We start from the raw sequence: 25,017 nt of genomic DNA, 5'->3' as shown, positions 1-25,017 counted from the left end.
TCAAGTCGTCATGCGCGACAACAGCGAAGTCCAGGAGGGGCGTTCATGACGCTGGCGTTCAACCCGGACCACATTCGCCTGTGCACCGCGACCGGCAGCGATCCCATGGCGCTCTGGGCGGCAGCCTCCACACCCCTGGGCATGGAGCAACGCCTCACCCACCCGGCCGCGCTGGCCTCCCCAGGCGGCCGCCATCAGGTGCTGCGCGGAGTGCCGGCGATCGGCGGTCAGCAAGACACCCTCGGCCGGGTGCAGGCGCTGCTCATAGGGGCACTGGGTCAACAGCCCCTGCCCGCCCAGGCCCTGGTCCTGTGGCCGTATCGAGCCGCCCTGGTTGAACACTCACGGCTGCACCCGCAAGTGCTCTGGAACTGGATGGGCAAGGAGGGACTGCGCCATCCAGAGGCCCGGTTGCAGCCTGTCTGCCTGGATGAGTCGGCCGTCACGCTCCTGGACCATGCAGAGGAGGCATTCTCTCATCATCCGGATCGGGCCCTGTTTCTGGGCGGCGCGGATAGCCTGCTGGACCCGGACACCCTGCTGGCCCTGGTGGATCAGCAAATGCCGCTGGCCTGGGACGGCGAGGATGGCATCGTCCCGGGCGAGGCGGCGGCCTTCATTCCGTTGCGGGATGGAGGCGATGGCGTGCGGATTCTGGGTTGGGACAGTTGCCCCGCCCCAGCAGCCAGACCCGACTCCACGGGGTCGCATTCCGGCCTGGCCCAGGCGCTGAGCAGCGCCCTGACGCAAGCAGGCCTGGAGGCATCCAGCCTGGATGGTATCCTGCTGCCGCCAGGGAACGGGGCCGAAGGGGATCGGGAATGGTGGAGCTGCCAGGTGCATCTATGGCCGTTGCGTGCCGACATCCCGGAAGGCGTGTCACTGCCACGGGAGCCCGACGAGGATCCCCTGCCCCCGGAACCCATCACGCCCCCCTCCCTGGATAGCGGCGCCGCCACCGGTCATGCCGGGGCCATACAGTGGCTGCTGCAACTGGCCCTGGCTGGCATCTGGATGCGGGATACCGGAGCCATCGCCCGCTCGGGTGCCTGGCCCCGAGTGGCCGCCACCGCAGTGCTCGACCGCCCCATGGTCGACGAGCGCGGTGCCGTCATCCTGAGTGCCGGGACGGGTCAGGAGGCCTGAGGCCAGGGGATGCCCGTGCCCCCCAGACCGCAATAACCTCCCGGCACCTTGGCCAGATACTGTTGATGATCGTCTTCGGCAAAATAGAAGGTGGGTGCCGGCACGATCTCGGTGGTAATGGCGCCCCGTCCGCTGGCGGTCAGGGCCTGCTGATACACATCCCGCGACTCGGCAGCCTGTCGGGCCTGGTCGTCATCATGGGTGTAGATCCCCGAACGATACTGGGTGCCCACGTCGTTGCCCTGGCGCATGCCCTGAGTGGGGTCATGGGACTGCCAGAAGACCTTGAGCAGGTCCTGATAACTGACCCTTTGCGGATTGAACACCACCTGCACCACCTCGTTGTGGCCGGTCATCCCGCTGCACACTTCCTTGTAGGTGGGATGGGGCGTATAGCCGCCCGCATAGCCCACGGCGGTCACATGCACCCCGGGCAACTGCCAGAAGGCCCGCTCGGCCCCCCAGAAACAGCCCATGCCAAACAGGGCGGTCTCCATGCCTTCGGGATACGGGGGTTTCATGGGGGTGTTGAGCACCACGTGGTGCTCGCTCACGGGCATGGGTTTGTCGCGGCCGGGCAGGGCCTGATCGGGACGGGGCATGGCGGTCTTGCGCATGAAAGAGAACATGGTGGGGCTACCTCCCGGTGTGGATGGTGGGCTTGCCTCCATTGGAAAGCGCCGGGCCGGGAAAGTTTGGTGATGGGGAGCCGGCCTGCCGGCGAAACAGGACAGGATCACCTGGGGAGTCTTTCCTGGCATGGGCTTCGCGGGCAGGGCCCGCTCCCACGGGTGCTGGGGTTACGGACGGGGGTTGTCCGGCTCCTCCGTGGATGCCCTATCTTCTTCATCGGGGGGCTGTGCCAGGGTGAGGTCACTGGTATCCACCTTCAGGGGTGGATGATCCCGGGGGGTGCCCAGGGTGACACCGGGTTCGGCCAGGGTCAGTTCCGAGAGGTCCACCTCAAGGGGTGGGGGGGCCTCGCGGTCGCTCAGATCGGTGCCCACGGGGGCCAGGGTCCAGTCGGGCCCGGCAGGCTCCGCCTGTGCAACCGGTGAGTTGGGTGACTCACTCGGGTCACCACTGGACGCGGGGGGCGTCGACTCCGGTTCGGCGCCGGCAACGGGCGAGTCACCCGACTCCGGGGCACAGGCCATCAGCCGGGCCAGAACGCCGGCCTCCCTGAGGGAGGCCTGATAGCGACGGGCCGTGGCCTCGTCCACACCCTTCTTGATGACCACGGGCTTGCCCGAGAGCATTGCCGCCGCCCGCGCCTCGGGGATGCGGAACAGGCGGGCCAGGTTGGCCTGGGCGGTGGCCGGGTCGACCCCTTCCACCAACTGCCCGGTCACCGCCACCAGGTAGGCTTTGTCTCCCACTTTGCCTCCTCCTTATCGCGCAGGCAGCTTACCGATCACGACTGCCGGGACCCCGCTCTCCCCCAACGACGGGAGAGGGAGCTGTCCCGTGGATCAGGCCGTCATGAGGCCTCGGCCACGGGAGGCTTGGGTTTGCCCCCGGACACCTTCAACTGCCAGAGCAACAGCACCACGCCCATGCCAAGACCCACGGCGTCACTGAGCAGATCGCCGGAGATGGCCATCAGGGCACCGATGAACAGCAGCCCCCGGACCACGCTGCTGGCCAGACCGAAGAACCAGCCCTGGGCCGCGGCCGCCAGCATGAACACGCCCAGCAGGGCGGTCAGGAAGCTCTGGGTGATCTTCCACCATTCACCCTCCATGAGCAGGGCCGGGTGATAGAAGAAGATGAACGGCACGATGAAGGCCGCCAGACCGATCTTGAAGGCCGTCACCGAGGTACGCATGGGCTCCGAGCCGGCGATGGCTGCACCCGCATAGGCCGCCAGGGCCACCGGCGGGGTGATGGCCGAGATCACCGCGTAGTAAAAGACGAAGAAGTGGGCCACCAGCGGCTCCACCCCCATCTGGATCAGGCCGGGTGCCACCACCGAGGCCGCCACCGCATAGGCCGCCGTGGTGGGCATGCCCATGCCCAGGATCACGGAGATGCCCATGGCGAAGAACAGGGCCAGCAGCTGGCTGTTGTCGGCCACGGCCAGCAGCATGGAGGAGAAGCGCAACCCCACGCCTGTGAGACCGATCACCCCCACGATGATGCCGGCACAGGCGCAGACGGCGATCAACTGGATGGCCATGCGCGCCGCCAGCTCCAGTGCCTTGGCAGAGCCGATGATGCCCAGCCGGAAGGGTGTGAGCCAGCTCACCACCACGGCACTCATCAGGGCCACGGTCCCGGCACGGATCACGGAATAGCCCATGAACAGGGCACCGATCAGGATGATGATGGGCGCGAACAGGTAGAGCTGACGCAGCAGCTTGCCGACCTTGGGCAGTTCTTTCGAGGGCAGCCCCTTCATCCCTGTCTTGGCGGCTTCCAGATCCACCATGAAGTATACGGAGGCAAAATACAGCACCGCCGGTATCAGGGCGGCGATGATGAGCTCGGTGTAGGGGATGCCGGTGATCTCCGCCATGATGAAGGCGCCCGCCCCCATCACCGGCGGCATGATCTGCCCGCCGGTGGAGGCGGCCGCCTCGATGGCGCCGGAACTGCGCGGGTTGTAGCCCACGCGCTTCATCAGCGGAATGGTGAGGGAACCGGTGGCCACCACGTTACCGGCGGAGGTGCCGTTGATCATGCCCATCAGGCCACTGGCGAAGATGGCCACCTTGGCCGGACCGCCCCGGGCCCGCCCGGCGGCGGCAAAGGCGAAGTTCACGAAGTAATCACCCACCTTGGAGGCCTGCAGGAAGGCGGCAAAGGCGATGAACAGGATGATGTAGGTGGAGGACACCGCCGTGGTGGGGCCCAGGATGCCGTTGTCGGTGTACAGGTAGGTGAAGAAGCGATCGGCATTGTAACCGCCATGCTCCAGCACTCCGGGTAGCCAGGGACCGATGAAACCATAGAGGATGAAGACCGCGGCGATCACCACCAGGGCCATGCCGGCCACGCGCCGGGTGAGTTCAAGAATCAGCAGGATACCCGCCACCGATACCCAGAAGTCGGGCTGGGTGGGCATCACGCCGGCCCGGAACTGCAGGTCTTCCAGATGGAAGACCAGATAGGCACCTACCGAGACACTGGCGGCCATCAATGACCAGTCATACCAGCCGATGCGATCCGAGCGGGGCTTGAAGACCCAGGCAAACAGGATACCCAACACGGTGGTGGCCAGCAGGGTCCAACCGAAACTCTGGAAGAGCCAGTCCGGCATGGACCATGAGTCATAACCCCACACATGGCGCATGAGATAGGCGGCGATGACGGCACCCACGGCGTAGAGCGCCGCGCCCACGGTGATCACCATGGGCAGCAATTCCAGTAGCCATCGTCGACCGGGGGATTGTTCGGAGGGCGGCACGCAAGCGGCCACAATGGCGAAGCCGATCACCAGGGCACCGGCCACGTGAAGAATACGGAAGGTCCAGGTCTCCATGGGGAAGACGTTGAGGACCAACAGGTGGAAACTGGTATAGGTCAGACCCAGCGCAAACAGCAGCCAGTATTGCCAGCGGGTGAGATTGCGCTGTGACGATGTCCCTTCCTCGGCGTCAGCAGCCGCGGCGGCAGCAATGTCTTTGTCTTCAGCGGGGCCCGATTTTTCGGAGCTCGTCATGGGAGAGTTCTTCTGAGCATACTGTTAGATTGACATGACACGCCGGGCGCGGATGGCACGCAATCGGGGCGTCAGTAAGATTCAGCGGCAAAAGGCTCGGGCCGCGTCACGCGGCCCGAGCCCTTGCATGCCATCCTGATGGCTGATCAGCCCTCGTACTCGGGCGGAATCAGATCCTCGGGCACCTCGATGCCCCTTTCCTGGTAGTAACGCACTGCACCGGGATGGAACCACATGAAGGTGTTGTGTTCCATGTTCTCGGGCAAGGTTTCAGCCGCGGAGCGATGAATGCTCATCATGCGGTCGTTGTTGTCCAACACGGTCTTCATGATCTCGTAGACAAAGCTCTCCGGCATGTCCTTGCTGGCAATGGCGAAGTTCCACAGGGCCACGGTAGGCTGATCTTCCTCCACGGTGCGGTAGGTGCCACCGGGGATGACGATGCGGCTCACCGGATGGTTTTCCACCATCTGGGCGATCTCTTCCTCGTTGAGGGAGAAGATGTTCACCGGCTGCTGGGCCTCGATCTGACTGAAGGCGGAGATGGGCACGCCAGCGGCAAAGGCAAAGGCATCCAGGATGCCGTCCTGCACCTGACCCACCTGGTCGGCGGCACCGCCAAAGCGCACACGCACGTTCAGGCCCAGATCCTCAAAGAAACGTGGCCAGAACATGCTGGCGGTGCCTCCACGGGGGCCTACACCCACACGCTTGCCGTCCAGGTCAGAGATGCTCTCGATACCCGAACGCTGCAAGGCCACCACCTGCAGAGGAGTCTGATACATGGGGAACATGGCACGCACATTACGCGTCTCAAGGCCCCTGGCCACCTGCAGCTGGCCGTGCCAACCTTCAAAGGCCGGTCCCATGGTGGTCATTCCGAAATGCAGTTCGCCCTGGTGTACCAGCACCATGTTCTGGGCGGGGCCACCGGTGACCTCGGCGGACATGTTGACGCCGGTTGCTTCGTCAACCAGACCTGCCCAGCCGGCACCGTAGATGAAGTAGGTTCCGCCCTGAGAGGCCGTGCCCAGCTTGGCTGAACGCGGCCAATCGGAGCGGTCGTCCGCGGACGCGACGCCGCCCAGGACCATCGCACAGCTCAGGGCGGCCACTCCCGCCCAACGCATACAACTTTTCAGCATGGCAAAACTCCTCCTGGGAGTCTGGGGACCGTTCGGGTCTCCCGTTCTTCTGGATGGTTTGAAACGTGGGCCATCCGGACAGACTGCCATGTCCCCGCCGGCCAAGCCCGACTCGGAAGATAGCATAGACCGGGTGCGGATTATTACGGATTGATGGATTCGGTTGAAGTGAGTGGGCAAAAATTGCAGGCGAAACGTGGTGGGCTACCTGCCGTCAGGTGCCAGCGGCCGGAATCAGCCCTCGGGGTAAGCCAGCACGTCAAGCTGCTCTGCTGCCTGCGCCAGATGCGCCAGAAAGCGCTCTGCCTCGCCATCCTCCAGTTTGGCGGTCAGCCGTGACATGAGGTGTTCCTGGCGGTCATGAAGCTGCCGGGCCAGGCTCATCAGGCCCGCCCGTTCGTCGGTGCGCCGGGCTGCCTGCAGATCCGGATCGTCCTGACCGCGCGCCAGAGAGAGTTCCACCATCCGCCGCATTCGCTCGGCTCCAGCCTCCTCGGAGGCCTGGGCCAGTTCCTCCGCGAACACCTGGATATCGTGGATCTCGCCCATGAGGTCCTGCATCTCCTTGAGTTCCTTGATGAGGTCCTTGCCGCCCTCCAGTTCCTTGGCCACGGGTTCCAGCAAATAGCGCAGACGCTTGCCGGCAATGCGCGCCTGATGCACCTCCTCCTGGGCGGCTCCCATCTTCACCTGGTCCAGATGAGCACGGAAATCCTCGGCGGCCTCCGTCAGGCGCAGAGCCGTGACCCGACCGAACGGCGGTGCGTCATCGTCCTTGTCCAGATCCAGGCGCTCGTTCATGCGCTTGCGGAAACGCTTGAAGGCAGACGGTGTTGCCTGCCGGATATCCGCGTATTCGTCACCAAGGCGATCCTGCAGGCGCTCCTTCATCCACAGGAAACCCGGTCGTTGATGGGACTTGATGCGCTCCTGCTGCGTCATGAGCCAGGCCAGCTGAACCTCGGTATCCCTTGCCAGCCCGGTACTGGATGCCAGGTCCTTGGCGCGCTGGCGAAGTTTTTTGGACAACCACTGTTTTGCATAGCCCTTGTGGGCCTTGAGCAGGCTACGCAGGCGCCGCAGCGCCACTCGAAAATCGTGCAATGCTTCGGTGTCTGCGGGGTCATCCAGCCGGTCGCAGGCCGCCTGGGCCTGGTCCAGATAGGTCCTGGCCAGGTGACGGACAGCGCGGGAGGCGGGTTGGGCTGCCAGGGGTTGTTTCATGGGGCTCCGGATCGATGGATATCAGGGGCAACATTAAGACCGAGCAAGATGACAGTATGATGAAAGTATGACAGCTGCGGGGAAAGGTGGTGAGAGGAACGGGCAGCCCCGGACGTCATGCTCGTACGGGGCCGCACGGTGTCGGATCCCTGCCGATCAGACTTCCTGACGGCGGAACATGGCGTCCACCCCATAGCGACCGGAGCCGGCAAACAGGAAGGGCACCATCACGGCGGCGTACAGCAGGGCCAGCTCCTTGCTCGGGCCACCGGTGGCAAACAGCGGATCACCCCCATGGGCCACGAAGGCTGCCACCAGCATGGCGCCCAGGATGGCGGCCGCCGAGGCGCGCGTCAGCAAACCGGCCGCCAGGAGCAACCCGCCAATCCCCTCGGCCAGCCCGGCCATCCAGGCAAACAACTCGGGCGAGTGAAACCCCAGCCCTTCCACCATGCCCACGAATCCTGCAGACGGAGGCAATTTGTCGAACCCGTGCCCGAAGGCCATCATCAGTCCGGCGGCCACCCGCAGCACGGTCATGCCGGCATCCGTCGCCACGGCGCCCGGCGTCTGACCGCTGAAGAGTAGTTCGTTGAGGTTCAGTTGCATTTAGCGTCTCCTTTTCGATCATTGAGGGAGCATGGTGTGATTCCCGCGCCAACCGCCCCAGGTTGCCCGGACCGAGGGGCGCGTTCATCTCACCGACGAACGGGGCGCCCCGGAGTCATCCGGACCTTACACTGAAAGGGCTTCCCGGTGGCCGTTGTGCCTATTGGTCCACTGGCAGCAGGGTTTTGTTCAATTTGATCTTTGAATCCTTGTATTCGGGGGAATACAGCATGAACAGGAAGTCAATCAAACTCATCGCCGTCCTGATGTCCGTGGGTCTGCTGACCGCCGGGGGGGCGGCACAGGCGGACTCTTTCGCCCTGGGGGCCAAGGTGGGCACCACCGGCCTGGGCGTGGAGGGCACATACGGCCTGCGGGAGAACGTCAATCTGCGCGGCGGACTGTATGGCTTCACCTACAGTACCGACGTGGAAGAGACCGATGTGGACTACGACGCCGATCTCAAGCTGCGCAGTGCCGCGCTGCTGGCCGACTGGCATCCCTTCAGCGGCGGCTTCCGCCTGACCGCCGGGGCGTATTACAACGGCAATGAGCTGACCGGTAAGGCCCGGGGTGAGTTGGATATTGGCGACGGCGCCGAACCTTATCAAGGCACGCTGGATGCCACCATCGACTGGCGCAGTTTCGCCCCATACCTGGGAATTGGCTATGGCAATGCGATCCAGGGCGGGCGCTGGTCCTTTGCCTTCGACGCGGGTGTGATGTTCACGGGGTCACCGGATGTCAGCTTGAGGGGCGAATTGGATAACGGCAACGCTCAACTGGAAAACGAATTCCGCGAGGATTTGCGCAGGGAGCAGGAAGAACTCCAGGACGACCTGGACGACTTCAAGTACTACCCGGTCCTGAGCCTGGGCGTGGCCTACCGCTTCTGACCCCTCAGCGCCGCGAGGCCAACGGGTCTCGTGGCGCTCAGCCTACCCGGCCATATTCCTGCGATCCGCTCAGCCAGCGGTCGATCAGCGGGTCCACGTGGTCCGGGTGCTCGGCCGCCAGGCGGCCGGCGGCGGCCTTCACGTCCTCCAGCAGGTCCTGATCCCTTACTACATCGGCGATGCGAAACTGCATCATTCCGGTCTGACGCGTGCCCAGCACCTCGCCGGGGCCGCGCAGGTCCAGGTCGATACGGGCGATCTCGAAGCCATCGGTGCTGTTGCGCAAGGCCTCCAGACGACGGTGGGCCGTCTGGGACAGCGGCGGGTGATACATGAGCACGCAGGCACTGGCTGCCTCGCCCCGCCCCACACGCCCGCGCAACTGATGCAGCTGAGCCAGTCCCAGGCGCTCGGCATTCTCGATGATCATCAGTGACGCATTGGGCACATCCACGCCCACCTCGATCACCGTGGTGGCCACCAGCAACTGCACCTCCCCGGCCTTGAAGCGGGCCATCACCGCCTCCTTGTCCCGGGGTTTCATGCGCCCGTGCACCAGCCCCACGCGGATACCCTCCAGGGCCTCCTCCAGCTGGGCATGGGTATCCTCCGCTGCCTGGGCCTGCAGCACATCGGATTCCTCCACCAGGGTGCACACCCAGTAGGCCTGGCGCCCCTCACCAATGGCGTGGTGAATGCGCTGCACCACTTCATCGCGCCGGTCATCGCTCAGGGCCACGGTCTTGATGGGCGTGCGCCCCGGCGGAAGTTCATCGATGACTGAATAGTCCAGGTCCGCGTAGGCGGTCATGGCCAGGGTGCGGGGGATGGGGGTGGCGGTCATGATCAACTGATGGGGCAGACGCCCGTCCCGGGCACCCTTCTCCCTAAGGGCCATGCGCTGATGCACCCCGAAGCGATGCTGCTCATCCACCACCACCAGGGCCAGGTCATGGAAGGTCACATCCCCCTGGAACAAGGCATGGGTGCCCACCGCCACCTGGGCCTGCCCGGAGGCCAGGGCCTCACTGGCCTCACGGCGGGATCGGACTCCCTGCTTGCCGGAGAACCAGGCCACTTCAATACCCAGAGGCTCCAGCAGGGCCTTGAAGTTGCGATGGTGCTGCTCGGCCAGGATCTCCGTGGGCGCCATCACCGCCGCCTGATAACCCGCCTCCACCGCATGCAGACAGGCGGCCACGGCCACCAGGGTCTTGCCTGCCCCCACGTCCCCCTGCACCAGACGCAGCATGGGATGGGGCCGGGCCATGTCGGTGACCAGTTCCTGAATCACCCGCTGCTGGGCCCCGGTCAGCGAAAACGGGAGGTTATCCCGCAACCGGCGCACGAGTTCGCCGGGCACCTGCACCGGCGGTGCCGGCTGATCCGTGGTCCGCGCCCTCACTCGGCCCAGGCTCAGGTGGTGGGCCACCAGTTCCTCGAAGGCCAGTCGACGCTGGGCCGGATGGCGGCCCTCCAGCAGGCTGGACACGGGGGCATCGGGCGGCGGGCGGTGCACGGTGCGCAGGGCCGTGACCAGATCCGGCAACCCCGACGAATCCAGGATATGCGCGGGCAGCCACTCGGGGATCCGGTCCAGGCGAGCCAGGGCCTCGTCGGTGAGCCGGCGCAGGCTCATCTGGTGCAGCCCCTCGGTGGTGGGATAGATGGGCGTGAGGGACTCTTCCACCGCCGCCTCCCCCTCACGCAGGATGCGGTACTCGGGATGCACCAGCTCCATGCCCGCCTTGCCCATGCGAGCCTCACCGAAACAGCGTAGGCGGGAGCCCCGGGCCATGGCCTGCTGCTGAGCGCCGGAGAAATGGAAGAACCTCAGGGTGATCCCACCAGTACCGTCACTCAGATGCACCAGCAGCATGCGCCGGGAACGGGCCACTACCTCGGTGTGATCCACCTCCCCTTCCACCACCCCCTCGTCGCCGGGCCGCAGGCTGCCGATGGCCACGAGGCGGGTGCGATCCTGGTAGCGGGCCGGCAGATGAAACAGCAGGTCGGTGACGGTGGCGATGCCCAGGCGCTCCAGCCGGGCCGCCATCTTCGGACCCACGCCCTTGAGGGCGGTGATGGGTTCAGTCATGGGTGCATCCGTTGCGTGGGGGAGTCAGGCCTACTCCAGTACCATGATGGCATCCATCTCCACCTGCGCGCCCTTGGGCAGGCTGGCCACGCCGATGGCGGCGCGGGCCGGATAGGGCTCGGCAAAGTACTGGCTCATGATCTCGTTGACGGTGACGAAATTCCCCAGGTCGATGAGAAAGATATTGAGCTTGGCGATGTCGTTGAGATCCCCTCCAGCGGCCTCGGCCACCGCCGACAGATTATCGAAGACGCGGCGCACCTGGTCCTCGATGGGCCCATCCACCAGTTCCATGGTTTCGGGAATGAGCGGGATCTGGCCCGACAGGTACACGGTGCTGCCCACCTTCACCGCCTGTGAATAGGGGCCGATGGCCTGAGGGGCCTTGGGGGTGGCGATGATCTCGCGTGCCATGGGGACTCCTTATGCGTCATGGTGGGTTGTCTATTGTCTCATGCTACTCGGGCAATACCGTTTCCCGCGCCAGCAGGTCCTCCAGGGTCTCGCGCCGGGTGATCACATGGGCCTTCTCACCCTCCACCATCACCTCGGCGGCCCGGGCACGGGTATTGTAGTTGGAACTCATCACATAACCGTAGGCGCCGGCGGACCGTACCGCCAGCAGATCGCCCTGCTCCAGCACCAGCGAGCGTCCCTTGCCCAGGAAATCGCCGGTCTCGCACACAGGACCCACCACATCATATTCACGGCTTTCAGCGCTGCGGGGGCGCACCGGCAGGATATCCATCCAGGCGTCGTACAGGGCCGGGCGGATGAGATCGTTCATGGCCGCATCGACGATGGCAAAATCCTTGTGGCGGGTGGGTTTGAGGTACTCCACGCGGGTGACCAGCACCCCCGCATTGCCGGCAATGGCCCGACCGGGCTCCAGCAGGATTTCGTAGCCGGTGTCCTTGAGCTCGGCCAGCATCGCCTGAGCATAGTCGCGCGGCGAGGGCGGCGTCTCGTTCTGGTAACGGATGCCCAGGCCGCCACCCAGGTCCAGGTGCTCCAGTTGAATACCCTCTGCCTGCAGGGCCCGGGTGAGCAGGATCACCCGGCGCAGGGCATCCACGAACGGCTCCAGGGATGTGAGTTGGGAACCGATGTGACAATCCAGTCCCGCGACCTTCAGGTGGGGCAGAGCGGCCGCCTGGCGGTAGAGATCCAGGGCATCCTCCACATCCACACCGAACTTGTTCTCCTTCAGGCCGGTGGAAATATAGGGGTGAGTACCGGCGTCCACATCGGGATTCACGCGGATGGAGACCGGCGCGATCATGCCCAGCGCCCCCGCCTCCCGGTTCAGGCGCTCCAGTTCCGCCACCGATTCCACATTGAAGCAGCGGATACCCACCTCCAGCGCCCGGCGCATCTCCCCCACCTGCTTGCCGACGCCCGAGAACACCACGCGCCCGGGGTCGCCCCCGGCCCGCAGCACCCGCTCCAGCTCGCCACCGGAGACGATATCGAAGCCCGCCCCAAGACGTGCCAGCACGTTCAGCACTGCCAGGCTGGAATTGGCCTTCACTGCATAGCACACCAGATGGGGATGATTCCCCAGGGCATCGTCAAAGGCCTTCCAGTGCCGCTCCAGGGTCGCGCGGGAATACACGTACAATGGCGTGCCGTGGGCCTGGGCAAGGGATTCAAGGCTCACGTCCTCGGCACAGAGAACGCCATCCTGATAATTGAAATGATCCATCCGTCGATATCCGGTTCGGAGGCGGGCCGGTGGCCCGGTGGGTTGTTTGATGGAGAACTGAAGGGCCTAGGGGTCGGCCCGTTGATCTTCATCATCGGGCAGGTACAGATCGCCGCGCTGACCGCAACTGGACAGCATGCTGGCCGTCCCCAGAATCACGACCACGACGATGAGCAACAGATTGGACCAGCAAAAACGCATGGCATGCACCTCATGAATCAGGGGAAGCCTCGGCATCCCGGTAAGCCACGTCCACCACCTCGTAGCGGACGACCCCGCCTGGCGTTTCCACCTCCACCTCGTCATCCAGGTGTTTACCCAGCAAGGCCCGGGCCACGGGAGAATCCAGGCTGATCCAGCCCCGCTCCGGGTCAAACTCATCGGCACCGACGATACGGTAGACCACCTCCCGACCCGAGGTATCGGCCAGGGTGACCCAGGCGCCGAAAAAGACACGGGCCTGATCCGTCGGGGGATCACGTACCACCTGCAGGGACGGTATTCGCTTCTGCAGGTAGCGGATGCGCCGGTCGATCTCCCGCAATTCCTTCTTGCGGTAGATATATTCGGCGTTCTCCGAACGATCGCCCTCGGCCGCTGCGGCGGACAGGTGGCGGGTCACATCGGCGCGGCGCGTCCAAAGACCCTGCAACTCCGCCTCAAGGGCCGCGTGACCCTCGGCGGTGATATGGGGGGATGAACGGGGTTGCGGTGGGCGCCAGCGTGCCATCAGAACAAAACCTTATCAATCCGATACTTCACCATGGCCTCGGGCCTCAGACAGGACGCCATGTATCGTAGCCACAGCTCCAGCAGTGGAACAGGGCCTCCTGGCTGCCGTCACGATCCTGACTGTCCCGCACCTCTCCCGGCACCGCATACAGGGAACGCAGGGTGCAGCAGGGACACTTCTCCGCATCGCCATCCGGTTCCCGGGTGACCGCATGGCCCGGCGAGGACTCGGACTGACGCGGGTCCAGCGCCTGCTCAAGGCCAGCCAACTCGTCGCTCAACTGCGCAATCAGATCCCGTACATTGGCATCCGCCTCGCCGGCGGTGGACTGCAGGGCATCCAGATGCCTGCGCATGGAGGCCAACCTTTGACGAACATTGCTCATGACAGGGTGCTCCCGGGACAAACGGACCTGGAATACATGGCCGGAAACGGCCAACCAGTGAAACGCTCAGCTGCCTGACATCTCCTGAGCCGTGTGGGTCACCACCCGGTTGAGGGTGGTGCGGCATTGGACAATCTCCCCCAGCACAATGATGGCCGGCGCTTCCAGGCGCTCCCGGGTGATGGTCTCCAGCAGGGTCGCCCGCGTGGCGATCACCACCCGTTCCTGGGGCGTGGTGGCCGAGGTCACCACGGCCGCCGGCGTGTCCGCCACCATGCCCCCATCGGTGAGACCCTGAAGGATATGGGGCAGGTTCTTGATGGCCATGTACAGCACCACGGGCTGCCCCAGGCGGGCCACCAGGGACCAGTCAATGCCCTCCGGCGTGGGCTTGCGCCCGGCCCCATGGCCAGTGGCCAGGAACACCGCCTGATTCACACCCCTGCAGGTGGCCGGAATGCCCACCGCACTCAATCCCGCCAGACCCGAAGTGAGGCCGGGAATCACGCGATTGGGAATCCCCTCCTCCAGCAGCGCAGCCACTTCCTCCCCACCCCGACCGAACATGAAGGGGTCGCCTCCCTTGAGGCGCACCACGCGAAAACCGCGCCCAGCCTGATCCACCAGGGTGGCCGTGATGTCGTCCTGATGAGTGGAGGGTTTGCCGCCACGCTTGCCGGCAAAGATGCGTACCGCGTCGGGGCGCACCATGGCCAGGGTTCTGGGGTCGATCAGGGCATCGTGCACCAGCACATCCGCCTGCAACAGGGCCGAGAGCGCATGCAGGGTCAGCAGCCCCGGGTCGCCCGGCCCGGCACCCACGATCCACACCTCGCCCGGGCGCATGCGCGGCAGCCCCGGGATCAGGGCGTCCAGTGTATCCAGCGCCGTACCCATGACGGGATGGCTTGTCCGGGACAGTGAATTCATCGATCAGTATACTCCGTGCTATGTCCGAGCAGACCCCTACGCCCCCTGAACAGGGTACAGCCCTCCGACGCGGCTGGACCACGGGGGCCTGTGCCACCGCGGCCACCAAGGCGGCCTTCACGGCCCTGATGAGCGGCCATTTCCCGGACCCCGTCCAGGTGACCCTGCCCAAGAACCGCACCCCGGCATTCTCCCTGGCGGTGCAGGAACAGGGGGATGGCACCGCCATGGCGGGCATCATCAAGGACGCCGGGGATGACCCGGATGTCACCCATGGCGCCCTGATCCGGGCCAAGGTACGCCTGGGCGCACCGGGAAGCGGCGTCACATTTGCCGCCGGCGAAGGGGTGGGCATGGTCACCCGTGCGGGCCTGCCCATCCCGGCGGGCGAACCCGCCATCAATCCATCGCCCCGGGCCATGATTCAGCAGGCCGTGGGCGAGATAGCCGCACAGTTTAACGTGCCCGGCGACGTTGAAGTGGAAATATCTGTCCCGCGGGGGGCAGAAATTGCCATCGAGACCCTCAATCCCCGCCTCGGCATCGTCGGCGGGCTGTCCATCCTGGGTACCACGGGCGTGGTGATCCCCTTCTCCTGTTCGGCCTGGATCCATTCCATCCAGCGGGGCATCGACGTGGCCCGGGCCGCTGGGCTGCCCCACGTGGCTGGTTCCACCGGGCGCACCTCCGAGAAGGCCGTGCAGGCCCATCACGGACTGCCCGAAGAGGCACTCATCGACATGGGGGACTTCATCGGCGGCATGCTCAAATACCTGCGCACTCATCCCGTACCACGCATCACGGTGGCCGGCGGCATGGCCAAGATCACGAAGCTGTCCCAGGGTTTCATGGATGTACACTCCCGACGTGGCCAGGCGGACCTGGGGCAATTGGCGGATCTGGCGGCCACCGCAGGGGCGGACGAAACCTGTCAGGAGAGGATTCGTCAGTCCAACACCGTGGCTGAAGCGTTCGACCATGCCCGGGCCGCCGACGTTCCCATCGGCGACGCCGTAGCCCGGGCAGCGCTGCATTTTGCGCTACATCTGATCGACCCCCAGCAGAGCCAGTTGGAGATCCTGGTGTTTGACCGCTCCGGTCATCTGGTGGGCGAGGCCACCTCAGCCCCGTAGGCCCTCACCCCAACCCCTCTCCCGCCAGCCTACGCCCCACCCCCGGACCGATAGCGGCGTCGATAGCCCGGATCATAAAGGGCGCTCTCCCGAAAATCCCGACTCCCCAGGGCATGCCCCACCAGGATCAACCCCGTGCGCTCCACCGGCGAGGCCCGCATCATCTCCACCAGATCCCCCAGGGTGCCACGCACCACCACCTGGTCCGGCCAGGTGGCGCGCGCCACCACCGCTGCCGGACAATCCGCCCCATAAAACGGTTCCAGGCGCTCCACCACCTCCTCCAGACGATGAATCGCCAGATGAATCGCCAGCGTGGCCTTGGTGCGGGCAAAGTTCTCCAGGGTCTCATCCGGCGGCATCTTCGAGGCCCGCCCCGACACCCGGGTGATCACCAGGCTCTGGCTCACCTCCGGCACCGTCAACTCCCGACCCAGCACGGCAGCCGCCGCACCAAAGGCCGGCACACCGGGGGTGAGGGTGTACGGAATGCCCAGACGCTCGAGACGCCGCATCTGCTCCGCCACGGCGCTATACACCGAGAGATCACCGGAATGCAGCCGCGCCACATCCTCCCCCGCCTCGAAGGCACGCACATACTCCGCCTCGATGGCATCCAGATCCAGCGGCGCGGTATCCACCAGACGCGCCCCCGCCGGACAATGCTCCAGCACCTCCCGGGGGACGATGGACCCCGCATACAGACACACCGGGCACTCGCCCAGCAAACGCGCCGCACGCAAGGTGATCAGGTCGGCGGCACCGGGCCCGGCGCCGATGAAATGAACAGTCATGTGTTAATCCTGTGAAGGTCCGGAAAGAACGAAAAACAGTCGGCCGAACAGCACACGATACAAGATCAGCGCCACAACAGCCGAATCCCCTCAGCGGGGCCGGGTTCCTGGAGGCGGGTGTTCACCGCAAGGAGGCGGCGATCAAGCCTACAGGGCCGTATTCACGGCGTCCCGCCGCAAGGAATGCGGCCCCCGGTGAGGGGATCCACCACCAAGACAGATCCCGGGCACACCTTTCGCGGGCGAGGCCCGCTCCCACAAAGACACCCGGATCAAGGTGACGAGGCATACTCTTCGCGGCCGGGGGCGGCACGCGAAACCGGCTTGTCCACCACCCATTGCACCACCGACATGGCCGGCCGGAAGGCATGCAGCCCACCCACCTTGTCCAGACGCTCCACGGAGAGTCGCGTGAGACTACCACCCAGTCGCTGCCACGCGGCCTGAATCACCTGCTCCGTCTCCAGCACCACCACATTGGCCACCAAGCGTCCACCAGGCCGCAATGCCTCCCAGCAACGCTCGATCACCTCCGGGTCCCGCGCCCCTCCACCCAGAAAGACGGCATCCGGCGGCGGCAAACCCTCCAGCACGGCCGGAGCCCGCCCCACCTTCAACTCCAGGCGAGGCACCCCCAGCGATGCCGCATTGCGGGCAGCACGGGCCGCACGATCCTCATGACTCTCCAGCGCAATGGCCTGGGTGGAGGGATGCGCCAAAAGCCATTCAATGGACACCGACCCCGAGCCACACCCCACATCCCAGAGCATCTCACCCACCCTGGGCCGCAGGCTGGAAAGGGTCACGGCCCGCACCTCACGCTTGGTGATCTGACCATCGTGCTCAAACCAGTCATCGGGCAAACCCGGTGACCGCGGCAACACCCGGGCCTCCGGCCCCGCCACCACCTGAATGGCCAGAAGGTTCAACGGATTGACGTCACCCAGATCGAAGCAATGGGCCACCGACGATCGCCGACGTTCTCGAGGACCATCCAGGGCCTCCAGCACGGTCACGATGCTTTCCCCGAAGCCCCAATCCACCAGCGCCCGGGCCACCTGGGATGGCGTGTTTGCATCGGCACTGAGCACGAACACCTGGCCACCCGGCTGCAATGCCGGACGCAGGCTCTCCAGGGGCCGCCCCGTCAGGGAGATCACCGCACAGTCCTGCTGCGACCAACCCAGGCGGGACGCTGCCAGCGCCACACTGGAAGGATGCGGCAGACACCGCCACTCGCTCGGCTCCAGATGCGGACGCAAGGTGCTGCCCACACCAAAGAAAAAGGGATCTCCCGAGGCCAGCACCACCACCAGGCGCCCTCGATGGGCCATGAGCTCAGGCAGCGTATCCGACAGGGGCGATGCCCAGGGCAGCGCCCGGCCCTGAATCAACGAAGAAGCCAACTCCAGATGGCGCCGGCCACCCACCACAAGCTCGGCGGAACGCACCAGGACCTGGGCGGCAGGGGTCAAACCATCAATGCCCTCCTCTCCCAGGCCGATCAAGTGCAGCCATGGGCGGGATGAGAAAGGTTGGGTCAGAGGGGAATCCGTCATGTGCGATGCAGTGGGGGAAGTGATTCCTGTAAGTGTGCCATAAATTGGGATCCCTGCCGGCCCCTCCCACCCTCACCCCAACCCCACTGATCATGGAACACCAAGGCCATGTCCAGTAAGGTGATGAGCCATCATCGGCCGTCCCCTGAAACCTCCCCCTCCCATGCCTGAAGACACCCGACACCCCCTCAAACTCCTCATCCTCGGTGGCACCGGCGAAGCCATGGAACTGGCCAGGGCCCTGGAAGACGACGCGCGCTACGACCCGGTCTACTCCGTCGCAGGCCGCACGAGCAACCCCCGCCTGCCCGACCTGCGCTGTCGCACCGGCGGCTTCGGAGGCGTACCCGGCCTGGTGGAATGGATTCGCGCCGAAGGCACCCACATCATTATCGACGCCACCCACCCCTTCGCAGCCCGGATCTCCGCCAACGCAGCCGCCGCAGCGGATCAAGCCGGTTGCAAACTCCTGGCCCTGCGCCGCCCTGCATGGACTCCCGAGCCCGAAGATCACTGGCGCAGCGTGCCCCACATGGCCGCCGCCGCCCAGGCCCTGGGCGACACCCCCAAACGGGTACTGCTCACCATCGGCCAACTGGAACTGGCCGCCTTCTGCCAGGCCCCCCAGCACCACTACATCACCCGCAGCGTCGAACTCCCCGAAACCCGCCCGCCCCACTGCCTGTGCCTCACCCAACGCGGCCCCTTCCAGTTGGAAGATGAGCTGACACTGCTGAGGGAACACCACATCGACACCCTGGTCACCAAGAACTCCGGCGGGGAAGCCACCCAGGCCAAACTGCAGGCCGCCCGCCAATGTGGCGTGGAAGTGATCATGGTGGAACGTCCCCTCCTGCCCAGGGCCAACCACGAGACAGCGACTCCGCAGGCAGCACTGGCATTGCTGCATCAGTTCAGCGCAGGGCGCTAAGGCACGGGCGCCTCAATCGCGGGCAAGGCCCGCTCCCACAAACATACTCCCACAGGAACAGGAGGCTTGCAGCCAAAGGTGGAACCCTCGTGGGAGCGGCCCCCGGCCGCGAAGAACGACCCCACGGACTTCCGGAAAGTATCACGCAGGAAGACCAGGCACCCCGAACGAAGCCACAATAGCCGAATCCCCTCAGCGGGGGCGGGTTCCTGGAGGCGGGTGTTCACCGCAGGGATGCGGTGGCCAAGCCTACAGGGATGTATTCACGGCGTCCCGCCGCAAGGAATGCGGCCCCGATGAGGGGAACCACCACCGAAGCAAAAACCAGGCAGAGGACCAAGTCAGCCCCCACCCACACTCCGCGGCGTATACACCCAGGGATCACGCCCGGCACGCTCGATCACCCGCGTCTCCGCATTGCCCACGATCACCAGGGTGCGCATATCCGCCTGCTCCGGGCGAGCATCACCCAAAGTGGTGAACGCCACATGCTCCTCCGGACGACTCACCGCACGGGCAAACATCACCGGCACCGACCCCGGCAAATGCACCCGCAACCGATCCAGCGCCTCCCCCAACTGCCAGGGTCGGGACTTCGAAATCGGATTGTAAAAGGCCATCGCAAACCCCACCTGAGCCGCCGCCTCCACACGGTTCAGGATCACCCCCCACGGCTTCAGATTATCCGAGAGAGAAATCACACAAAAATCATTCCCGAACGGCGCACCCAGACGCGCCGCCGCCGCCAGCACCGCAGAAACCCCCGGGTACACCTGCACATCCAGATCCCGCCACTGCGGCTCCCCATGATCCATGGCCTCGAACACCGCCGCCGCCATACCGAAGACACCACCATCGCCGGAAGACACCACCGCCACCCGACGACCCTGCTCCGCCAACTCCAGCGCCAGACGCGCCCGCATGATCTCCTCACGATTGTCCGAACCATGGACCCGCTGCCCCGTGGCCGCGGCCACGCGCTCCACATAAGGCACATAACCCACCAGATCCGTGGCCTGCTCCAGAGCCCGGGCAGCCCGAGGACAGCGCAGATCCTCGGCACCTGGCCCCAGACCAATGATATCCACACAACCGCTCATCGTACCCCCTGTCTGCCGGGAACCAGCACAATGGTGAAATAAGGCGCCGGCTCATCCTCGGCGCGCTCCGCCAGCCGCTGCACCCGCTCCCCCTCCATGGAACCCCGCTCCACCAGCAAGGCCCGCTCCAGCATCCCCGCACGAGCCAGAGCCGAACGAACCCGCGGCAGATTACGGCCCACCTTCATGAACACGGCGGCATCCGTATGGGCCAGACGCTCCACCAGAGTGTCTTCAGGGAGCGTACCCGGCAACACCGTCAGCACATCATCCCCATGAGTGATCGGCGTATTGGCCTGCGTCCAGCAGGCACTCATGCCTGTGATGCCCGGGACCACCTGCACCGGGAAACGCTCCACCAGACGATCATGGAGGTACATGTACGAGCCATAAAAGAAAGGATCCCCCTCGCAGATTACCGCCACATCCCGGCCCGCCTCCAGGTGCTCCGCCAATCGCGCCGCGCACGCCTCGTAAAACACCCCCATCTCCCGGTGATAACGGGGATCGGTCACCGATACTTCCAGGGTGAAGGGATACTCCAGGCGCAGACGGGTCTGATCTTCCCGCAGATGGGGGGCGGCGATGGTCCAGGCATTGCCGGTGCGCCCGGCCTTGGAGAAGGCCGCCACCACCGGTGACGCCTGAAGCAGACGCAGGGCCTTGAGGGTGATCAGCTCCGGGTCACCGGGGCCCAGACCGATGCCGTACAGGGTGCCGGTCGGCATCATTCCTTCTCACTGGCCAGGGCATTCACCGCAGCCACGGCCATGGCGCTGCCCCCCAGACGGCCCCGTACGATCACGGACTCCAGCCCCGGATAGGCCGCCAGGGCGTCCTTGGACTCTGCCGCCCCCACAAACCCCACTGCCATGCCGATCACCAGGGCCGGGCGCGGCGCACCCGCGTCGATCAGCTCCAGCAAGTGAAACAGCGCCGTCGGGGCATTGCCGATGGCCACCACGGCCCCGTCCATGTGCTCACCCCAAAGATCCAGGGCGGCGGCAGAACGCGTGTTGCCAATCTGCCTGGCCAGCTCGGGCACCTTGGGATCGTTCAGGGTGCACAGGATCGGATTATCCGCCGGCAGCCGCGCCCGGGTAATCCCATGCGCCACCATCTGGCTGTCACACAGAATGGGCTTGCCTGCCAGCAGGGCCTCGCGTCCGGCGTGGGCGGCGTGGGACGAGAAGATCACCTCCTCAGCCACGTCCACCATCCCGCAGGCATGGATGACACGCACCACCACCCGGGCCTCCTCGGTATTGAACCGATCGAGGCGTGCCTCGGAACGGATGGTGGCAAAGGACTTGGCGTAGATGGCCTGGCCATCCTTGATATAGTCGTAGGTATGGGGCATGGAGTCGTATGCGGACGGCGCCGCAGTGGGCGAAAGCGGGGCAACAAGCTTAGCGAGTCCAACCGCCAGGGGCAATCATCCGACGCCCGGCCTGCCACTGATCCCGCCCCTTGCACCCTGCGTCGTCTTGATCAAACGCAACTGATACCGTGAGACTAGTCTCGTACATGAACGCTGCGGTGACTCCGCAGCTGGAAAAAGAAAAAGGTGCAAGGATTCAGTGAAACTCCATCAGGCACTCATTCCAGCCCTGTTCGAGCACAGCGCCAATGGCATGTTGCTGATCGCCAATGACCTGATCGTGGATTGCAATCAGGCGGCCGTGCAGATGCTGGGCTACGACGACCGCTCGGATTTGCTGAACCTGAGTCCCGGCCTGTTTTCCCCTCCCACCCAGCCGGACGGACGTCAATCCCTGGAAAAGGCCCTCGAGATGAATGCCACCGCCATGGCGCGTGGCTCACACCGTTTCGAATGGGTGCATCGGACCCGTGCGGGTCGTGACATCTGGATGGAGGTGCTGCTCACGCGGATTCAGCACGACGGTGAGAATCTGCTCCATGCGGTCTGGAACCGGATCGATGATCGCAAGCAGGCCGAGGCCAGCCTGCGACGACAGTTGCGATTCGAGGCGATGGTCTCGGACATCTCTGCCCGATTCGTGAACGCCACAGACGACGGCGTGGATGGGGCCGTGGATGAGGCCCTGGCCAGCATGGGCCGGTTTTTCCAGGCCAGTCGTGCTTATGTGTTCCGGTTCAAGAAGGACGGCGCGCTGGTTTGCAATACCCACGAGTGGTGTGCCGAGGGCGTGACCCCTCAGATGGAGCGCCTCACCGACATACCGGCCTCGGAATCGCCCTGGTTCATGGCCAAGTTGCGCGATTCACGATGCGTGCATGTGCCCGACGTCAGTGCCCTCACTGAAGAGGCAGCCGCCGAACGGGCCCTGCTCGAATCCCAGGAGATCCGCTCCCTGCTGGCCCTCCCCCTGTTCAGCAACGACGCCCTGACCGGATTCTGCGGACTGGATATCGTGGATCGCTCCTACACATGGAATGAGAACGAGATTGGCCTGCTCAAGACAATCGCGCAGATCTTCGCCGGTGCCTTCGCCCGCCGGGAGGCAGATCGCACCCTTCGTGAGGCCAAGGAGGCTGCCGAGGCGGCCACCCTGGCCAAGAGTCGTTTCCTGGCCAACATGAGCCACGAGATCCGCACCCCCATGAATGCCATCACGGGCATGGGTCACCTGCTTGCCCAGACGAGCCTCTCCGAACAACAAAGGGATTACCTGAGCAAGTTGCAAAAGTCTGCCGACAATCTGCTGGGCCTGCTCAATGACATCCTTGACTTATCCAAGGTAGAAGCCAATCGGGTGGAACTGGAGAGAACCCGGTTTGATCTGTCCACGGTGCTGGACAACGTGGTCTCCGGCTTTGCCGCACAGGCCGAGAACCAGGGCCTGCAACTCTCGGTCGTGTGCCCGGCGAACGTGCCTCGCCTGCTGATCGGTGACCCTCTGCGCCTGGGCCAGATCCTGTCCAACCTGGTGGCCAACGCGATCAAGTTCACTCCCGAGGGGTACGTACGCCTCTGCGTGGACCTGCTGGAGGATGACCAGGACTCCGTCCGCCTGCGCTTCGGAGTCCATGATTCGGGGATCGGGGTACCGCTGGATCAGCAGGCGCGGCTGTTCAAGCCGTTCTCCCAGGCCGATGCCTCCACCACCCGCCGCTTTGGCGGTACCGGCCTGGGACTGTCCATATCCCAGCACCTGACCCGGCTCATGGGCGGGCAGATCCAGCTACAAAGCCAGCAGGGCAAGGGCAGTGAATTCTGGTTCGAGCTGACACTTCCCAAGGCCGCTTGTCCCGCAGCCCGTTCAACCCAGCCCCCCCGTGTCCGGGAGCGCCTTGTCGGTCGGGTGTTGGTGGTGGAAGACACCCTGCTCAACCAGGAAGTGGCTCAGGCGCTGTTGACGCGCATGGGCCTGACGGTGAGCCTGGCAGACAATGGCGAACAGGCACTGAAACAACTGTCGCAATCGGTTTTCGACCTGATACTGATGGACATACAGATGCCGGTGCTGGATGGTTACGAGACCACCCGCTGGATCCGTAGTCAAAAGGCCCTGGATAATCTGCCCATCATCGCCATGACCGCCCATAGCATGGCCGAGGACCGGGAACGGTGCCTGGCCAGCGGCATGAATGATTTCATTGCCAAGCCCATCGATCCGGCACAGATGCACCAGGTGTTGTCGCAGTGGCTTCCCAGGGCCGTTGATGAACAGGGCTTGAAGCACACCCCACGTGACCCAGAAGCCCCGGGGCGATCCCTCGTGGAACGTCTGCGCACCCTGGCCACGCAGCTGGCGGCCTGCAGCCCGGAGGCATCGGACCTTTTGGCGCAATTGCAGGATGCGGCGTTGCTTGAGGGGTCCGCCGTGCTGAAACAGCTGGCCGAGCTTCTGGAGGACTTTGAATTCGAGCAGGCCTCACGGGCCCTGGCACCCTTGCTCGATCAGGTGGCGGGTGACAACCAGAATAACGAACCAGGCCTGGATGAAAGACCCAGGGTTCTGGTGGTGGATGACAGCCGCATCAACCTTCAACTGCTGCATAACATCCTCGACCGGCGTTATCAGGTCAGCGTCGCCATCGATGGCGAGCAGGCACTGAGGCGGGCGGAGTCGCTTCGACCCGGCCTGATTCTGCTGGATATCAAGATGCAGGGCATGGATGGTTATGAGGTCTGTCGGCGCCTGAACGCGCTGGAAGCCACCCAGGACATCCCGGTCATCTTTGTCACGGCCAAGGATCAGCAGGAGGAAGAACGCAAAGGCCTGGAACTGGGCGCCGTGGACTACATCACCAAGCCTTTTCACCCCGCCATTGTCGAGGCACGTGTACGCAACCACATCGAACTCAAGCGCCAGCGGGACACGCTGGCGCGCTTGTCCCGCATCGACGGTCTCACCGGCATCGCCAACCGACGCCAGTTCGATGATGTCCTGACGCAGGAATGGAATCACGCCAGTCGCACCGGTGGGTGCATCGGGCTCATCCTGCTGGATATCGATCACTTCAAGCCCTTCAACGATCACTATGGCCATGTGGCGGGCGATGATGCCCTGCAGGCGGTGGCCCGTGCGCTGAGCGATACCCTGCCGCGCACCACGGATCTGGTGGCCCGCTACGGCGGAGAGGAATTTGTGTGTGTTCTGCCCGGAACCAACAGGGAGGGTGTGTTGACCGTGGCCCAGAGGATTCAGGCAGCCATTCTGGCGCTTGGTATTCCACATGCCGCCTCAAGCACTCACACCCATCTCACTGTGAGTCTGGGCGTGGCCTCGGCGCGGCCGAAACTCCATGAGGGAGACCCTGGGGCACTCATCAACCTCGCCGATGAAGCCCTCTACAAGGCCAAGGCATCCGGACGCAATCAGGTCGGACTCCACTCAGGCCAGTAGGGCACCGGGTACATTCTGCGTAAATACTTAAGGGGGGGCGGGGGTCAGAACTCACGCCGGGGAGGCGTGTTGGTCATTTTTCGCCGAGAGGGGGTTGCAATACCCGAGCAATTTAGTCAAACTCGGCTTC

At 64.8% G+C, this 25,017-nt stretch carries 23 protein-coding genes; 5 read left to right on the top strand and 18 right to left on the bottom strand.

Annotated elements, in window-relative coordinates; translation table 11 throughout:
• The first annotated feature begins 45 nt into the window (after positions 1 to 45).
• On the top strand, positions 46 to 1,146 hold the full coding sequence (locus ECTHA_RS0114765) for a hypothetical protein (RefSeq protein WP_025280213.1): 1,101 nt from the start codon (positions 46 to 48) through the stop codon (positions 1,144 to 1,146).
• On the opposite strand, the gene msrA is transcribed toward ECTHA_RS0114765, so the two are convergent.
• The 6 genes from msrA to ECTHA_RS0114735 form a co-directional block, all read right to left on the bottom strand.
• Positions 1,134 to 1,775 carry a peptide-methionine (S)-S-oxide reductase MsrA gene (msrA, locus tag ECTHA_RS0114760; protein ID WP_025280212.1) on the bottom strand — a complete coding sequence of 214 codons (642 nt, stop codon included), beginning with the start codon at positions 1,773 to 1,775 and terminating at the stop codon, positions 1,134 to 1,136. The two genes, ECTHA_RS0114765 and msrA, sit on opposite strands and share 13 nt — an antisense overlap.
• A 171-nt stretch (positions 1,776 to 1,946) precedes the next feature.
• The gene (locus tag ECTHA_RS18545; RefSeq protein ID WP_025280211.1) at positions 1,947 to 2,525 is read right to left on the bottom strand and encodes a hypothetical protein; all 579 of its coding nucleotides are present in this window, start codon (positions 2,523 to 2,525) and stop codon (positions 1,947 to 1,949) included.
• Positions 2,526 to 2,626: 101 nt separating this feature from the next.
• Entirely contained in the window at positions 2,627 to 4,810 is a 2,184-nt protein-coding gene (locus tag ECTHA_RS0114750; protein WP_025280210.1) for a TRAP transporter permease, read from the bottom strand.
• Between the two features lie 146 nt (positions 4,811 to 4,956).
• On the bottom strand, positions 4,957 to 5,955 hold the full coding sequence (locus ECTHA_RS0114745; protein ID WP_025280209.1) for a TAXI family TRAP transporter solute-binding subunit: 999 nt from the start codon (positions 5,953 to 5,955) through the stop codon (positions 4,957 to 4,959).
• A gap of 234 nt (positions 5,956 to 6,189) precedes the next feature.
• Positions 6,190 to 7,179: a CHAD domain-containing protein gene (locus ECTHA_RS18540; RefSeq protein WP_025280208.1), complete on the bottom strand. Its 990-nt coding sequence runs from the start codon at positions 7,177 to 7,179 to the stop codon at positions 6,190 to 6,192.
• A gap of 156 nt (positions 7,180 to 7,335) precedes the next feature.
• Positions 7,336 to 7,788: a DoxX family protein gene (locus ECTHA_RS0114735; protein ID WP_025280207.1), complete on the bottom strand. Its 453-nt coding sequence runs from the start codon at positions 7,786 to 7,788 to the stop codon at positions 7,336 to 7,338.
• Positions 7,789 to 8,018: 230 nt separating this feature from the next.
• On the opposite strand from ECTHA_RS0114735, the gene ECTHA_RS0114730 reads away from it, so the two are divergent.
• Positions 8,019 to 8,684: a hypothetical protein gene (locus tag ECTHA_RS0114730; protein WP_026623841.1), complete on the top strand. Its 666-nt coding sequence runs from the start codon at positions 8,019 to 8,021 to the stop codon at positions 8,682 to 8,684.
• 37 nt (positions 8,685 to 8,721) lie between these two features.
• Here ECTHA_RS0114730 and recG read toward each other — a convergent pair whose 3' ends face one another.
• The 7 genes from recG to cobA all read right to left on the bottom strand — a co-directional run bounded on the left by recG (position 8,722) and on the right by cobA (position 14,535).
• Positions 8,722 to 10,782 (bottom strand): ATP-dependent DNA helicase RecG, encoded by a 2,061-nt coding sequence (gene recG / locus ECTHA_RS0114725; protein ID WP_025280205.1) that lies wholly within the window; start codon positions 10,780 to 10,782, stop codon positions 8,722 to 8,724.
• Between the two features lie 30 nt (positions 10,783 to 10,812).
• Complete coding sequence (locus tag ECTHA_RS0114720) at positions 10,813 to 11,196, bottom strand: RidA family protein (RefSeq protein ID WP_025280204.1); 384 nt, start codon at positions 11,194 to 11,196, stop codon at positions 10,813 to 10,815.
• Positions 11,197 to 11,239: 43 nt separating this feature from the next.
• On the bottom strand, positions 11,240 to 12,487 hold the full coding sequence (gene lysA / locus ECTHA_RS0114715; protein ID WP_025280203.1) for a diaminopimelate decarboxylase: 1,248 nt from the start codon (positions 12,485 to 12,487) through the stop codon (positions 11,240 to 11,242).
• Between the two features lie 66 nt (positions 12,488 to 12,553).
• Positions 12,554 to 12,688, bottom strand: coding sequence for an LPS translocon maturation chaperone LptM (lptM, locus tag ECTHA_RS19655; protein ID WP_084307047.1), 135 nt, complete (start codon positions 12,686 to 12,688; stop codon positions 12,554 to 12,556).
• A 10-nt stretch (positions 12,689 to 12,698) separates the two neighbouring features.
• Complete coding sequence (greB, locus tag ECTHA_RS0114705) at positions 12,699 to 13,217, bottom strand: transcription elongation factor GreB (protein ID WP_025280202.1); 519 nt, start codon at positions 13,215 to 13,217, stop codon at positions 12,699 to 12,701.
• A gap of 46 nt (positions 13,218 to 13,263) precedes the next feature.
• Positions 13,264 to 13,605: a hypothetical protein gene (locus ECTHA_RS18535; RefSeq protein ID WP_128571822.1), complete on the bottom strand. Its 342-nt coding sequence runs from the start codon at positions 13,603 to 13,605 to the stop codon at positions 13,264 to 13,266.
• A 66-nt stretch (positions 13,606 to 13,671) separates the two neighbouring features.
• Complete coding sequence (gene cobA / locus ECTHA_RS18530; RefSeq protein WP_029762149.1) at positions 13,672 to 14,535, bottom strand: uroporphyrinogen-III C-methyltransferase; 864 nt, start codon at positions 14,533 to 14,535, stop codon at positions 13,672 to 13,674.
• Positions 14,536 to 14,555: 20 nt separating this feature from the next.
• On the opposite strand from cobA, the gene ECTHA_RS0114690 reads away from it, so the two are divergent.
• The gene (locus ECTHA_RS0114690) at positions 14,556 to 15,668 is read left to right on the top strand and encodes a cobalt-precorrin-5B (C(1))-methyltransferase (protein ID WP_025280192.1); all 1,113 of its coding nucleotides are present in this window, start codon (positions 14,556 to 14,558) and stop codon (positions 15,666 to 15,668) included.
• 29 nt (positions 15,669 to 15,697) lie between these two features.
• On the opposite strand, the gene cobM is transcribed toward ECTHA_RS0114690, so the two are convergent.
• Together cobM and ECTHA_RS18525 are read right to left on the bottom strand one after the other, a co-directional pair.
• Positions 15,698 to 16,462 carry a precorrin-4 C(11)-methyltransferase gene (cobM, locus tag ECTHA_RS0114685; RefSeq protein ID WP_025280193.1) on the bottom strand — a complete coding sequence of 255 codons (765 nt, stop codon included), beginning with the start codon at positions 16,460 to 16,462 and terminating at the stop codon, positions 15,698 to 15,700.
• 272 nt (positions 16,463 to 16,734) lie between these two features.
• Positions 16,735 to 18,021, bottom strand: coding sequence for a bifunctional cobalt-precorrin-7 (C(5))-methyltransferase/cobalt-precorrin-6B (C(15))-methyltransferase (locus ECTHA_RS18525; protein ID WP_025280194.1), 1,287 nt, complete (start codon positions 18,019 to 18,021; stop codon positions 16,735 to 16,737).
• Positions 18,022 to 18,184: 163 nt separating this feature from the next.
• Between ECTHA_RS18525 and ECTHA_RS0114675 the strand changes: the two genes are divergently transcribed.
• Positions 18,185 to 18,952, top strand: a complete 768-nt coding sequence (locus tag ECTHA_RS0114675) for a cobalt-precorrin-6A reductase (RefSeq protein ID WP_025280195.1) — start codon at positions 18,185 to 18,187, stop codon at positions 18,950 to 18,952.
• Between the two features lie 341 nt (positions 18,953 to 19,293).
• Here ECTHA_RS0114675 and cobJ read toward each other — a convergent pair whose 3' ends face one another.
• The 3 genes from cobJ to ECTHA_RS0114660 are packed head-to-tail and all read right to left on the bottom strand — an operon-like array spanning position 19,294 to position 21,412.
• Entirely contained in the window at positions 19,294 to 20,052 is a 759-nt protein-coding gene (cobJ, locus tag ECTHA_RS0114670; protein WP_025280196.1) for a precorrin-3B C(17)-methyltransferase, read from the bottom strand.
• Positions 20,049 to 20,783 (bottom strand): precorrin-2 C(20)-methyltransferase, encoded by a 735-nt coding sequence (locus tag ECTHA_RS0114665; protein WP_025280197.1) that lies wholly within the window; start codon positions 20,781 to 20,783, stop codon positions 20,049 to 20,051. The genes cobJ and ECTHA_RS0114665 overlap by 4 nt, the downstream gene beginning before the upstream one ends.
• Positions 20,780 to 21,412 (bottom strand): precorrin-8X methylmutase, encoded by a 633-nt coding sequence (locus ECTHA_RS0114660; protein WP_025280198.1) that lies wholly within the window; start codon positions 21,410 to 21,412, stop codon positions 20,780 to 20,782. The genes ECTHA_RS0114665 and ECTHA_RS0114660 overlap by 4 nt, the downstream gene beginning before the upstream one ends.
• Before the next feature lie 220 nt (positions 21,413 to 21,632).
• On the opposite strand from ECTHA_RS0114660, the gene ECTHA_RS20605 reads away from it, so the two are divergent.
• Entirely contained in the window at positions 21,633 to 24,887 is a 3,255-nt protein-coding gene (locus ECTHA_RS20605) for a response regulator (RefSeq protein ID WP_025280199.1), read from the top strand.
• Positions 24,888 to 25,017 lie beyond the last annotated feature (130 nt).

Origin of the sequence: Ectothiorhodospira haloalkaliphila ATCC 51935 (assembly GCF_000633935.1) — a bacterium.
GTDB classification, from domain to species: Bacteria; Pseudomonadota; Gammaproteobacteria; order Ectothiorhodospirales; family Ectothiorhodospiraceae; genus Ectothiorhodospira; species Ectothiorhodospira haloalkaliphila.
The sequence above is the reverse complement of the archived record's forward strand: the minus strand, read 5'-3'. Positions and strand labels throughout refer to the sequence as shown.

Bases quoted from the DNA above. Each gene is read 5' to 3' on its own strand.
- ECTHA_RS0114765 (WP_025280213.1), top strand. From the start codon at position 46: ATGACGCTGGCGTTCAACCCGGACCACATTCGCCTGTGCACCGCGACC.
- msrA (WP_025280212.1), bottom strand. From the start codon at position 1,775: ATGTTCTCTTTCATGCGCAAGACCGCCATGCCCCGTCCCGATCAGGCC.
- ECTHA_RS0114750 (WP_025280210.1), bottom strand. From the start codon at position 4,810: ATGACGAGCTCCGAAAAATCGGGCCCCGCTGAAGACAAAGACATTGCT.
- ECTHA_RS0114745 (WP_025280209.1), bottom strand. From the start codon at position 5,955: ATGCTGAAAAGTTGTATGCGTTGGGCGGGAGTGGCCGCCCTGAGCTGT.
- ECTHA_RS18540 (WP_025280208.1), bottom strand. From the start codon at position 7,179: ATGAAACAACCCCTGGCAGCCCAACCCGCCTCCCGCGCTGTCCGTCAC.
- ECTHA_RS0114735 (WP_025280207.1), bottom strand. From the start codon at position 7,788: ATGCAACTGAACCTCAACGAACTACTCTTCAGCGGTCAGACGCCGGGC.
- ECTHA_RS0114730 (WP_026623841.1), top strand. From the start codon at position 8,019: ATGAACAGGAAGTCAATCAAACTCATCGCCGTCCTGATGTCCGTGGGT.
- recG (WP_025280205.1), bottom strand. From the start codon at position 10,782: ATGACTGAACCCATCACCGCCCTCAAGGGCGTGGGTCCGAAGATGGCG.
- ECTHA_RS0114720 (WP_025280204.1), bottom strand. From the start codon at position 11,196: ATGGCACGCGAGATCATCGCCACCCCCAAGGCCCCTCAGGCCATCGGC.
- lysA (WP_025280203.1), bottom strand. From the start codon at position 12,487: ATGGATCATTTCAATTATCAGGATGGCGTTCTCTGTGCCGAGGACGTG.
- lptM (WP_084307047.1), bottom strand. From the start codon at position 12,688: ATGCGTTTTTGCTGGTCCAATCTGTTGCTCATCGTCGTGGTCGTGATT.
- greB (WP_025280202.1), bottom strand. From the start codon at position 13,217: ATGGCACGCTGGCGCCCACCGCAACCCCGTTCATCCCCCCATATCACC.
- ECTHA_RS18535 (WP_128571822.1), bottom strand. From the start codon at position 13,605: ATGAGCAATGTTCGTCAAAGGTTGGCCTCCATGCGCAGGCATCTGGAT.
- cobA (WP_029762149.1), bottom strand. From the start codon at position 14,535: ATGAATTCACTGTCCCGGACAAGCCATCCCGTCATGGGTACGGCGCTG.
- ECTHA_RS0114690 (WP_025280192.1), top strand. From the start codon at position 14,556: ATGTCCGAGCAGACCCCTACGCCCCCTGAACAGGGTACAGCCCTCCGA.
- cobM (WP_025280193.1), bottom strand. From the start codon at position 16,462: ATGACTGTTCATTTCATCGGCGCCGGGCCCGGTGCCGCCGACCTGATC.
- ECTHA_RS18525 (WP_025280194.1), bottom strand. From the start codon at position 18,021: ATGACGGATTCCCCTCTGACCCAACCTTTCTCATCCCGCCCATGGCTG.
- ECTHA_RS0114675 (WP_025280195.1), top strand. From the start codon at position 18,185: ATGCCTGAAGACACCCGACACCCCCTCAAACTCCTCATCCTCGGTGGC.
- cobJ (WP_025280196.1), bottom strand. From the start codon at position 20,052: ATGAGCGGTTGTGTGGATATCATTGGTCTGGGGCCAGGTGCCGAGGAT.
- ECTHA_RS0114665 (WP_025280197.1), bottom strand. From the start codon at position 20,783: ATGATGCCGACCGGCACCCTGTACGGCATCGGTCTGGGCCCCGGTGAC.
- ECTHA_RS0114660 (WP_025280198.1), bottom strand. From the start codon at position 21,412: ATGCCCCATACCTACGACTATATCAAGGATGGCCAGGCCATCTACGCC.